Here is a 12,099-nt window from a genome sequence, read left to right on the forward strand (position 1 = left end):
ATTTTTATATATGTACTCCCATTTTTTATCACGAGAACTGATAATCATTTGAATATCCTCATCTGTTAAATGACGAAAACGGCTTTGCTTTCTCAAATAAGCACTGATATCGCTAAATTCTTTTGGTTTATGATTCAAGGTAAATTCTCCCTGTTCAAACTCAGCAAGGTACCAGAGTCCACAGTCCACTACTTCCTTAGCAATTTCAACGGTTTCATCAGTGTCTATTCCCCAACCGGTTGGACAGGGTGCAATGATATGAATATATTTTGTTCCTTTTATCTTTGATGCCTTTTCCACTTTGTTCATAAAGTCCGGAAGGTAAGCGATGCTAGCAGTTGCAGCATAAGGAATACCGTGTGCAGCTACAATTTCAAACATATTCTTTTTGCTACGAAGGTTACCTCGAATGTTACTTCCAGCAGGAGTTGTAGTAGTCTTAGCTCCGAATGGTGTTAAGGAGCTTTTTTGAATTCCTGTGTTCATATAAGCCTCGTTGTCATAACAGATATATAAGATATTATCATTACGATCAATTGCTCCTGAAAGTACCTGCAAACCGATATCAGCAGTTCCTCCGTCGCCAGCAAATCCTACTGCTTGAAAATCCGTGATTCCAAGTGCACGAAGCCCAGCTTCAATCCCTGTAAGCATTGACGCAGTCCCTGCAAATGTAGAGATGATTGCATTGTTTCCAAAACAAAGTTGTGGAAAATTAAATCCGACCGCTGACATACAACCTGCTGGTAACACGGCGATGGATCGCTCTCCCAATACTTTTAAGGCAATACGAACTGCAAGGCTACCTCCACAACCTGCACATGCTTTATGTCCATAAAAATACTCATCTTCATTTAAAGTTTTAGCCGTTAAACCCATCGCCTTCACCTCCAATTCCTAGAAATTTTATTTTTGAGTTTTCCTGTTTCAATTCTTTAAAAATTCCTTCGATTTCACTCTCTGAAATATTTTTTCCACCCAAGCCTCCTATATAATTAGAAGTTGGAACAGACAGTCCTGACTTATGTAGTGCAGAGTTAACATTCGTATAAACTGTACCTTCATTCCCAAAAGAAATATCCTTTTCAAGTACAGCGATTGCTTTCGCATGTTTAACCCCTTTTGCGATTTCTTCATTTGGAAACGGACGTATATAGCGAAGTCTGATAAGTCCAACTTTTTCTCCTTTGGCACGAAGTTTATCCACCGTTTCCTCAACCAATCCTGCAATAGAGCCAAGGGTTATGAGAATATATTCAGCATCGTCTGTGTAGTAGTTTTCCGTTAGTCCCGTATACGTCCTACCGAAAATCTTACTAAATTTACTCTCTGCCTCGACAATTACTTCTTTTGCACTCAGCAAGCCTATATGTTCTTTATATTTGAATGCTGTATTAAGATCAGGGCCTACTGAAAAAGCAAGATTACGAGGATTTGACAAATCTAGCTTATTATCTGTTTCATAAGCTGGCAGGAATTCGTCCGCCTGCTCTTTTGTCGGTACCTCTACTACCTCATAGGTATGCGTCAGGACAAATCCGTCAAGGTTTGCCATAAAAGGTGTTGATACATCCTTATGTTCCGCAATATAATAACTCATAAGCGCTAGGTCAAGACTCTCCTGCGCATTCTTTGCATAGGCTTGAATCCAACCACAATCAAGTTGTGAAAGAGAATCACGTTGATCACCGTAGATATTCCACGGAAGTGCTGTAGAACGGTTTGCGTTCATCATAACGATTGGAAATCGTCCTCCAGAAGCATAGGTTAAACACTCTGCCATATATAAAAGTCCCTGGGATGAAGTTGCTGTGAAAGTTCTAGCACCAACTGCAGATGCTCCGATTGCACAAGAAAGAGCCGAATGTTCTGATTCAACATGGATGAATTCACTTTCAAGACTCCCATCTTCCACCATTTCTGAAAGAGCTTCTACAACAATTGTCTGAGGTGTAATAGGATATGCAGAAATCACATGCGGACGTGCAAGCCTTATACCATAGGCAAATGCCTCATTTCCCGATAAAAACTGTTTCGCCATTATTCTTCCGCCTCCATTTCTATTGCTCCAAACTTACATGTTTTTTTACAAATACCACAGCCCTTGCAAAAATCATAATCAATACTAACTTTCTCATTTGATTTATAAATGACACCATCAGGACAATATAGATAACACATAAGACAACCGACACATTTATCTTCTTTGATAACTGGCCTAATATTTCGCCAGCCAGCATTCTTAGTTACCAAATATCCAGCTTCATAGGATGTTGCCTCTGGAATGTCCGAAAGATTTTTGGGTACTTGCTCTCTTAAATACGGTTTCATGATACCTCCCCCTTTGTTAATATCCCTGCTGCCGCCTTGACTGCCGCTATATTATTTTCATGAAGTTTTGATGGCATATACTGCTCTATAGCGGATTGTATATCCTTCAAAAGGATTTCCTCAAATACAGCCGAAAAGGCCCCTAACATAATTGTGTTGGTGATTGGCCGTTTCAAAATCTCAATTGCTAATGTATTTGCATCTATAGTAATAATACGCTCATCTTCAAAATGTCGTTTTGTATTAAGCAAGATCTTCCCATTCGGCTTCAATTCCAACAAAGAACGATCCGAAAAAAGCGTATCATCAAGATAAATACTAAAATCCGCCTTTTCAATCTCACTTCTATTACCAATCGACTTATTACTAAGCTTGGTAAAAGCACGAATAGGTGCCCCACGTCTTTCTGGCCCGAATGATGGGAAGGCAATCGAATAGTTGTCATCACTATGTAAAATAAATGCCGCTCCAAGCAATTTCGCTGCTGTAAAAGCCCCTTGGCCACCACGACCATGCCATAAGATTTCTATCATTGAATTACTCCTTTCATCGTCTCCATCTTAGTAAATATCTCTGCAATTTATTAAACAAAAAGGAAATTACAACAACCACAATTCCAATTACCAGGAGTCCGACAATTGTGCGTGTATAATCACCCAAATCCGAATAGTTCTTTACGTAATAACCCATACCAGATCTAGCACCTATCATTTCTGCAGAGGTTAGAAGTATGAACGAAACGCTTAAGCCTTGATTGCAGCCAATGAAGATCTGTGGTAACGCCGCCGGAAGAATTATAGAGAACAGCATTGTAAATTTATTGACATTTAATACTTTTGCTGAATCAATTACCTTCTGCTCAACATTCAAAACACCGCTCATCGTACTTGCAAACACAGGCCAAAAGGTTGCAAGGAAAATAACAAAAACAGAAACCGAACGGAATGTAGGTAAAAGTGCTATACCATATGGGATATACACAATCGGAGGTATGGAGCCTAGGAATTTGGATATGTAAGTTGCCGCATTACCAAGTCTAGCGTTCCAACCAAGAAACAAACCTAGTGGAATTGCGCTAACAGCTGCTAGTAGATACCCTTGCAAAATTATTGCGATCGAGCTTTTAATATTAACAATAATTTTATCTATATCCTGTACAAACTGTTCAAAAACTCTTCCTGGTGGTCGAAAAAGGGCTTCCTTTAGAACTTTGAACTTAGCAGTTGCAAGTGTCCATACGATTAGCAATCCATACAAAAAAGCGATAATATCCAAAAACAAATTCAAACTATCTTCTTTCTTAATAAGTGCACTAACTATTAAAGTCAAAACTTCAATCCCAATAACAAAAGATATCGCATATAGAGAATAACTATGTTTTGTTACTGTATCCGGAAATAATTGAATCAACAAAAAGATAATAAACAGCAGATTCGCCACTCTCAAATATCTTTTCTTGAATGTCATTACAGAACCACCTCACTTCCTCCAATTTTATTAACAATATCACTATAGAAAAGAGAAAGTAACTCATTACGAAATGCCCCATATTCTCTTGTCTGCACAAGCTTAGCCCTATTTCTTGGTCGATCAAAATCAACTCTTATCTCCTTATATACCTGACCTGGGCTGCCTGACATCATAATTATACGATCGGAAAGTAAAATTGCTTCATCAATATCATGTGTAACAAAAACAACTGTTTTCTTTTCCTGTATTCCACCACCTTCCCATAGATTAAGCAGCAACTCCTGTAATATAGTACGGTTTTTCGCATCTATTGCACCAAATGGTTCATCCATTAGAAGTATATCTGTGTCCATAGCCAACACTCTTGCAATTGCTACGCGTTGCTGCATACCGCCAGACAATTGAGATGGGTACTTATTCTTAAAGTTCTCAAGTCCTACTTTTTCAAGAAATTCATCAGCTATATTAAGTCGGTCTGTTTTTGAAATTCCTTTTTTTATTTGCTTTACACCAAAAGCAACATTATTTCTGGCTGTCATCCATGGAAAAAGTGAATAATGCTGAAACACAACGCCACGGTCTGTTCCTGTTCCTGTAACTTGCTTTCCATCAATGGTAATCGTGCCTTTTGAAGGAGCATTGATTCCCTCCAATATACTTAACAATGTACTCTTTCCACAACCGCTAGTTCCAATTACACTGACAAATTCTCCAGTTCCTACGGAAAATGACACATCTTCAAGTGCTGTGAAAGATTTATTTTTCTCTGTATAGTTAACCGTTACATTTTGTATTTCTATTTTATTCAATGAATTCACCTCATTTTCGGCTTACTAGATGCATCAAATTTTTATTCAACATCATTGAAATGCTCTTGTAACTCTTTATATGTTGCATCATCTGGACTTTCTGTAATTAAACTCTCTAATGCATTTTTATAGATATCTGTATTGTAAAGTTTCTCAATATCGTAATCTGTTGCATATCCAAAATCTACGATTTCTTTTTTGAGATCTATCATTGCTTGTTTATCTGGATCTGGATTTGACTCTCCATGACCACCGTACACCTCATATTCGATGTATTCTTCTTCGATGTCTATATACTTCTTGATATCTTTAATTGTACCGTCTTGATTTTCCTGTGAAAATTTATATGCCTTAATTAGTGCCCGTTCAAAAGCATTGTATGTATTTGGTTTTCCCTCAAGTGCTGCTGTGGTAGCAACTTGTCGACAGCAAGGTTGATTTTTGAATTGCTCTACCTCGTTGCAATAATACACCACTTCATAACCAGCACCTTTTGCCAATGATGAATAAGGTGAATAAACAGAGGCGGCATCGATTTCTTGACTTTGTAGTGCTGCGTATGCATCCTTTTGACTATCAAAGTAGACAACATTTACTTTGTCATCGCCTTTGCCGACTTCAAGACCTGCATCTTTTAAAAGTATTAACAGTTCAGCATCCTGCACACTGTTTTTAACTGATGCAACATTTCTGCCTTTTAATATAGTGATGTCCCAATCTGTTTTTCCTTCGGTAAACTCTGATTTAATCACATAACCATGTCCATTACTCATTGCACCACCGAAGATTGTAAGGTCATGACCTTGGCTTTGTAATGTTAGAGTTGGAACCGAACCAATGAAGGAAGCATCAAGCTTACCGGATTCCAAACCAGTAGAAAGTTCTGCAGCGCTGGAGAACTGCGTCAATGTGACATTTAAGCCTTCCTCCTTAAAAAATCCTTCTTCCTTTGCCACAAATGCTAGTAAATGACCGGTAGAATTCATGTAACCAAGATTAAAATCTGTTTGCTCTAAACCTTTAACTGCTGTGCTTTTCGTCTCTTTCGTTTCTTTTTTGTTTGAACATGCTGTAATTGACGATAATACTATTAGTAAGAGTATAGCTGACAAAAACTTTCTTTTCATTCCAATTACCTATCCTTCCCATTTTTAATTTTTGATACAAAAAAAGAAGCCTTTTAAATTGACTTCTAACGATGCAATCCAATTGATCTCATATGTCAGGAGTGATATACAAAATCACATTCGTGTCATGCAACATTGCATGATACAGCAACCTTTGGATTGCATCATCATACACATGTGTATGCACATCTTTTCTCTGATAAACGTGATTGTTGTCATGTTTATTCCCTCCTTTATTTAATGTATACTAAACACATAGGTTTTGTATGCATATATACTAACTCATACTTTTTCCTTTGTCAATACTAATTGTAATTTTTTTCATTTTTTTTCATTTTAATGCATAAATTTAATTTTAATTAGGGGTTTATCTAGCAAAAAAACTCGGACTATTGAAAACCTAGAAAATACATGTTATGATGGAATATACAGAAAGAGGTGTTCTATAATGAAAATATCAACAAAAGGAAGATACGCTTTACGAATGCTTCTAGATCTTGCTGAACACAAAAATAACGGATATATTGCTTTAAAGGATATTGCAGAGAGACAAGGTATTTCAAAAAAATACTTGGAACAGATTGTACCAATTTTGAATAAATCCGATATTCTTCAGACAAACCGAGGTTTTCAAGGAGGTTATAAACTTGTTAACTCTCCCGACAAGTACACAGTAGGAATGATTTTACGTCTTACAGAAGGCAGTCTGTCTCCTGTTCCTTGTTTGGATCATGATCCCATTCAATGTGATCGTGTTAGTGATTGTGCTATGCTCCCAGTTTGGCAAGGTTTAGGCCATGTAATCAATGAATATCTTGATAATATTACACTTCAGGATATTTTAGATCAACAAACAGAGCTATACTCTAACGATTATATAATTTAAAGAGGTTGTCACTCTAAGATTAGATGCGATAGAATTAAAATAAAAACAATCCCAAGATGGTGTATACCTATGACTAATATGAAATGTACGTCATAGGCATTCATCCTCTTGAGATTGTTTTTTAATTATTATTTTTTATTATATATGTGAATGCTAATCTATTATGCGACTGTTATTATGAATCTATCATTAACAGAATTCATACGGCAGTGCCTTTTTACCTTACGTGTATAGATTCTTGCTAAAGTATCGATCACCGCGATCGGGTAATATGATAACGATATTGCCTTTTGCTCCGTCTGCAATTAGCTTCTGCGCTGCAGAAAGTACAGCTCCAGATGAGGAACCCGCAAAGATACCCTCGTTTGTGGCAAGCATACGAGCACCAGAAATCGCATCTTCATCAGTAATCTTTATTACTTTGTCTACAAGGGTCATATCCATTGTTTCTGCAATAAAATCATTACCTATTCCTTCAATATCATAATCCCCGTGTTCACCACCACCAATAGTTGAACCCACAGGGTCAGCAAGAACCCCCTTTATATTCGGGTTCTGTTCTTTTAGATACTTAACTACCCCTGTAAAGGTTCCACCACTGCCTGCCCCGGCTATAAGATAATCGATATTCCCATCTAAATCACGATAGATCTCTGCCCCTGTTGTTTCATAATGAGCCAATGGATTACTAGGGTTTTTAAATTGTTGCAAAGAAATCGCATTAGGTATTGATAAACGTAACTCTTCTGCCTTTCTCGCTGCTCCAAGCATACCCTCTTCTCTTGGTGTATTTATTATCTCCGCTCCTAGTGCACGCATCAGCATTTGCTTTTCTTGTGAAAACTTGGTAGGCACGACAAAAATAATACGGTATCCTTTATTTAGTGCTGCAAAAGCAACACCAAGACCAGTGTTACCTGCTGTTGCCTCAACGATTGTTCCACCTGGCTTTAACAATCCTTTTTTCTCTGCATCTTCAATCATATACTTACCAATTCTATCCTTTACACTTCCTGCTGGATTGTAAAGCTCTAACTTTGCAAACAAATTTACCTGCTCTGGTAAATCTACATTCTCTAATTTAACAATTGGTGTATTTCCAATCAATTCTTGCATAGATTTATAATACTTCATAACTATTCCTCACTATCTCCTATTGCTTGCTCTAAATCTTCAAGTAAATCGTTGATACTTTCAATACCAACAGATAACCTGATTAAACCATCTGTAATTCCGACCTTTTGTCTCGTTTCATAAGGAATCGATGCATGTGTCATACTAGCAGGGTGGCATACTAAAGATTCTACTCCTCCAAGACTTTCTGCAAGAGTAATCAATTTTAGAGAAGAATAGAATTTTTCTATTTTGTAATTCTCATACAATTCGAAGGATATCATCGCTCCACCATTTTTCGCTTGCTTTTTATTAATTTCATATCCTTGTGCCTCAGAAAATCCTGGATAATATATCTGTTTCACTGCTTTATGCGTTTTTAGATATTCTGCTATCTTTACAGCATTATCCACATGTCGATCCATTCTTACTCCTAAGGTTTTAATTCCCCTGATAAGCAAGAATGAATCAAAAGGTTGTAGAATTCCACCTGTAGAATTCTGGATAAAACCAATACGCTTAGCCAATTCCTCTGAATCAACAACTACAAGACCTGCAACCAAATCACTATGACCACCAAGATATTTAGTAGCACTATGGATAACGATGTTTACTCCTAGTTCAATCGGTCTTTGAAGATATGGAGTCATAAAGGTATTGTCAACAATAGATAAAATACCATGTTTTTTCGCTATTTCTGCAATAGCTCCTAGATCTGTAATGGTCAAAAGAGGATTTGCTGGGCTTTCCACAAAGATAGCTTTTACCTCTGGAGTGATTTTATTTTCTAAAGCAGCGATATCCGTTGTATCTTCAATAGAATACGTAATTCCAAAATTATTGAATACCTTATCAAGTACGCGGAAAGTTCCGCCATATACATTACTAGAAATAATAATTCTATCACCGCTCTTAAACAAGCTAAGAACTGCCGTAATTGCTGCCATACCTGAGGCAAAAGCAAATCCCGCTTTGCCATGTTCCAATTCAGCAATCAAAGCTTCTAATGCTGCTCTTGTAGGATTTCCTGTACGAGAATATTCATATCCCTTATGATGTCCAAGACTTTCTTGTTCATACGTAGATGTCTGATAAATTGGAACGTTGACTGCACCTGTTTGTTTATCACCGTAAATACCGCCATGAATTAGCGCAGTTTCAATATCTTTATAATTTGACACAATCCTTACCTCCTATTAATTTTCAGCCTTTTATAGCTGTGATAAAATGTATGTTTTCGTATGCGCGTTGATTGTCTGATCTATTCTCAAAAAAGTTTTTCTGAATATCATCTGGAGTAAGATGGCCTTTCACAAGGAATCCGTGCCGTTTTAGAGCACTTTCCATATCCTCAAAGGAATATCCTTGTTTCATAACCTCTCCTAGGCTTGCAGTCATTTTTGTTAGTAGTTTGACCCTATCGGCGCTTTCCTCACTAAAAGTAGTTTCATCTGGATAATCAAATACCGTTATGTTTCCTTCTCCAGATAATCTAGAAATATTCTCTATCGTCTGCTCAAATACTGGCAAAGTCAAATAATAGGTCACTCCAAGAATTGTAAAGAATGTAGGAATTAACGGGGAGTATCCTGCTGCTATCAATGTTTCTTTCATATCATCTTTTGCAAAATCTATTGGAACAAAATGAACATTTTCTGGTATATTCCATTCAAGATTACGGATTTTCTCTAGTTTATATCTCTGTGTATCCGGATGATCAAGTTCATAAATTCGTATGTTAGGATTATCATTACGAAATGAAAAAGTATCCATTCCTGCACCACAAATAACATACTGACATTCGCCGTTTTGTTTTGCAAACTCTTTTAATTCTCGTTCTGCATAAGCAATCCGCGATAAAGGAATCGGAGAGATATATTGATTAAGTAATGGATAAACCACCTCTCCCCTAAATCCAATATTCGGAATATAATCCTCTGCGTGAAACTGATGTTGAATAAGCTGCCCAAGTTTATCGTATTCTTCCTTACCCATCAAATCGTAAGCAAGATAGTCATCAAAAATTTTTTGTTTTTCAAAATTTGAATGATATGCACGCGCGAAGGAACACAATTTCGCTGTTATGCTTTCTTGTGTATCAATCATGAAAAAGTCCCCCCTTTTCTATTTAATTTAGTCAGAAAACATCGGTGTAGAGAGATATCTCTCACCAGTATCTGGTAGTAATGTAACAATTATCTTTCCCTTATTTTCAGGACGTTTTGCAAGCTCTTTTGCTGCAAAGACGGCTGCGCCAGATGAAATCCCCACTAGTAAACCTTCTTTTCTTGCAAGTATTCTACCTGTTTCAAAAGCATCTTCGTTTTCTACTGCAATTATCTCATCATAGATTTCTGTGTTCAATGTATTCGGTACAAATCCTGCACCAATACCTTGAATTTTGTGAGGCCCTGGAGTTCCTTTAGAAAGAACAGGTGACCCTGCTGGCTCAACCGCAACTATTTTCACATTCGGATTCTTAGATTTCAAGTATTCTCCAACACCTGATACCGTTCCACCTGTACCAACACCCGCAACAAAGATATCAACCTTTCCATCTGTATCCTCCCATATTTCAGGACCTGTGGTACTACGATGTACAGCAGGGTTTGCAGAGTTAGTAAACTGACTTGGAATAAAACTGTGTTCTATTTCACTTGTTAACTCCTGAGCTTTGGCAATTGCGCCCCTCATTCCCTTCGCGCCTTCCGTCAGAACAATTTCTGCGCCATAAGCTTTTAGTAGGTTACGACGTTCGATACTCATGGTTTCTGGCATAGTAAGAATAATTTTATATCCTCTTGCTGCTGCTACTGCAGCTAGGCCTATACCTGTATTACCACTTGTTGGTTCAATAATAACAGAATCTGGTTTTAGAATTCCTTTTTCTTCTGCATCATCAATCATCGACTTTGCAATTCTATCTTTTACACTTCCAGCAGGATTAAAATATTCTAGTTTTGCAAAAATTGTTGCATGGAGGCTATTATCTTGTCCATAAGACTCTAATTCTAAAAGTGGCGTACCACCAATTAAATCTGTAATTTTTTTATAAGTTCTCATTACAATTCTCCTTAAAATATATCATAAATATAAATATATACATAAACATATAATACCTATCAGTATTATAGGTTTTATTATAATACCATATTTTGTATTTGTCAATCACTTTACATATGATCTTGATGATTACATTTGTTATAGTTTACTCTAACTGACACATCAAAAAGCACATCTAGTAATGGATGAAAAAAGCCCTGTAGACTAGAAACCTTTCTATAATTGTCTAATCTACAGGGCCAAATTAATTATTTTACTGAACCCATTTCATCTACTATTAATTTTAAAGTTTGTACTTGTGCATATAACTCTTGACTTATTGCTGTATTTTCTTGTGATGTTGAAACTACATGTTCGAGTTTATATGTTAATTGATTAAAATTATCAGGGACTGTTTTAATAAGTTCGTTCTGTGTTGTTGTGCTATTTAAAAGCATGTGAATAACTTCTTCTGATTGATTTATTTTATCAATAATATCACTAAATACCATAGATGTTTCATTTATCTTAAATTTCCCTGTTTCTATACTATTTACAGTTTTATCGATAATTTCTTCAATATTTTTAACTGTTAAAGAACTTTTTGCAGCTAAATCTCTAACTTCATTAGCCACAATGGCAAATCCCTTACCTGATTCCCCTGCTCTTGCAGCTTCAATAGCAGCATTTAATGCCAATAAATTTGTCTGATTCGATATAGCTTCTATTTCTTTAATAATTCCTAAAATATCTTTACTATAATTAGCGATATCTTCTATTGCCTCAATTGCATTACTAATAACGATAGTTCCATTAGATGCGCTACTTTTTATATTAGTTATAGTACTTGTTGTTTTCGTAATATTATCTTCACTAATATGTATATTATTTTGTATTTGAGTAATTAGCTTTTGAAGTAACTGTAAGATTTCTTGCTGACTTATAGTATCTCTAGAAAGATCTTCAGATGAATGACTAACTTGTTCTGAACTTTGATTTATTATTGTAATACTTTGATTAAGACCATTAATTACACTTAAAAATTTATTCTGTATGGATTTTATAGAATTTAGTATATCTGCAAAATCTGCTACATAGGCTTCTTCAATTGGACTTTTAACATCTAAATTTCCATTGCTTAATTCAGTTAGCATATATCTTATATCATCAATTATTAATACAGAATCATCAGCTATACGTTGTATATTCTTAAAAACAGTGTTAAATTCGATATCTAATACTTCAGGTGTTTGCACATTAAAATTACCTTCTGCAATTTCATTTAAAACATCACTAGCGTTGTGAAAATTAGTAATCGTAT

13 protein-coding genes are annotated in these 12,099 nt (G+C 36.0%); 1 reads left to right on the forward strand and 12 read right to left on the reverse strand.

Annotation, left to right across the window (positions count from 1 at the left end):
- The 7 genes from ACW2QF_RS11160 to ACW2QF_RS11190 all read right to left on the reverse strand — a co-directional run.
- On the reverse strand, nucleotides 1-879 hold an 879-nt coding region (locus ACW2QF_RS11160; protein ID WP_455716078.1), incomplete at its 3' end, for a thiamine pyrophosphate-dependent enzyme.
- A complete protein-coding gene (locus ACW2QF_RS11165) occupies nucleotides 863-2,041 on the reverse strand; it encodes a transketolase C-terminal domain-containing protein (protein WP_455716079.1) in 1,179 nt (392 codons plus the stop codon). The genes ACW2QF_RS11165 and ACW2QF_RS11160, both read right to left, overlap by 17 nt.
- On the reverse strand, nucleotides 2,041-2,331 hold the full coding sequence (locus tag ACW2QF_RS11170) for a 4Fe-4S binding protein (protein ID WP_455716080.1): 291 nt from the start codon (nucleotides 2,329-2,331) through the stop codon (nucleotides 2,041-2,043). Before ACW2QF_RS11170 ends, ACW2QF_RS11165 begins: the two co-directional genes overlap by 1 nt.
- Nucleotides 2,328-2,864 (reverse strand): 2-oxoacid:acceptor oxidoreductase family protein, encoded by a 537-nt coding sequence (locus ACW2QF_RS11175; protein ID WP_455716081.1) that lies wholly within the window; start codon nucleotides 2,862-2,864, stop codon nucleotides 2,328-2,330. Before ACW2QF_RS11175 ends, ACW2QF_RS11170 begins: the two co-directional genes overlap by 4 nt.
- Before the next feature lie 13 nt (nucleotides 2,865-2,877).
- Nucleotides 2,878-3,798: an ABC transporter permease gene (locus ACW2QF_RS11180; protein ID WP_455716082.1), complete on the reverse strand. Its 921-nt coding sequence runs from the start codon at nucleotides 3,796-3,798 to the stop codon at nucleotides 2,878-2,880.
- Complete coding sequence (locus ACW2QF_RS11185) at nucleotides 3,798-4,610, reverse strand: ABC transporter ATP-binding protein (RefSeq protein ID WP_455716083.1); 813 nt, start codon at nucleotides 4,608-4,610, stop codon at nucleotides 3,798-3,800. The genes ACW2QF_RS11180 and ACW2QF_RS11185 overlap by 1 nt, the downstream gene beginning before the upstream one ends.
- 41 nt (nucleotides 4,611-4,651) lie before the next feature.
- A complete protein-coding gene (locus ACW2QF_RS11190; protein WP_455716084.1) occupies nucleotides 4,652-5,737 on the reverse strand; it encodes an ABC transporter substrate-binding protein in 1,086 nt (361 codons plus the stop codon).
- 448 nt (nucleotides 5,738-6,185) lie between these two features.
- On the opposite strand from ACW2QF_RS11190, the gene ACW2QF_RS11195 reads away from it, so the two are divergent.
- On the forward strand, nucleotides 6,186-6,623 hold the full coding sequence (locus ACW2QF_RS11195; RefSeq protein ID WP_455716085.1) for an RrF2 family transcriptional regulator: 438 nt from the start codon (nucleotides 6,186-6,188) through the stop codon (nucleotides 6,621-6,623).
- Between the two features lie 222 nt (nucleotides 6,624-6,845).
- On the opposite strand, the gene ACW2QF_RS11200 is transcribed toward ACW2QF_RS11195, so the two are convergent.
- The 5 genes from ACW2QF_RS11200 to ACW2QF_RS11220 all read right to left on the reverse strand — a co-directional run.
- Nucleotides 6,846-7,757, reverse strand: a complete 912-nt coding sequence (locus ACW2QF_RS11200) for a PLP-dependent cysteine synthase family protein (protein ID WP_455716086.1) — start codon at nucleotides 7,755-7,757, stop codon at nucleotides 6,846-6,848.
- Nucleotides 7,758-7,759: 2 nt separating this feature from the next.
- Nucleotides 7,760-8,917, reverse strand: a complete 1,158-nt coding sequence (locus ACW2QF_RS11205) for a trans-sulfuration enzyme family protein (protein WP_455716087.1) — start codon at nucleotides 8,915-8,917, stop codon at nucleotides 7,760-7,762.
- Between the two features lie 22 nt (nucleotides 8,918-8,939).
- Nucleotides 8,940-9,842: a class I SAM-dependent methyltransferase gene (locus ACW2QF_RS11210; protein ID WP_455716088.1), complete on the reverse strand. Its 903-nt coding sequence runs from the start codon at nucleotides 9,840-9,842 to the stop codon at nucleotides 8,940-8,942.
- Nucleotides 9,843-9,869: 27 nt separating this feature from the next.
- Nucleotides 9,870-10,799 (reverse strand): cysteine synthase A, encoded by a 930-nt coding sequence (gene cysK, locus ACW2QF_RS11215; RefSeq protein ID WP_455716089.1) that lies wholly within the window; start codon nucleotides 10,797-10,799, stop codon nucleotides 9,870-9,872.
- Between the two features lie 248 nt (nucleotides 10,800-11,047).
- Nucleotides 11,048-12,099 (reverse strand): methyl-accepting chemotaxis protein (locus ACW2QF_RS11220; RefSeq protein WP_455716090.1); only part of this gene is annotated, 1,052 nt, incomplete at its 5' end.

It is taken from the genome of Anaerosporobacter sp. (genome assembly GCF_965301125.1).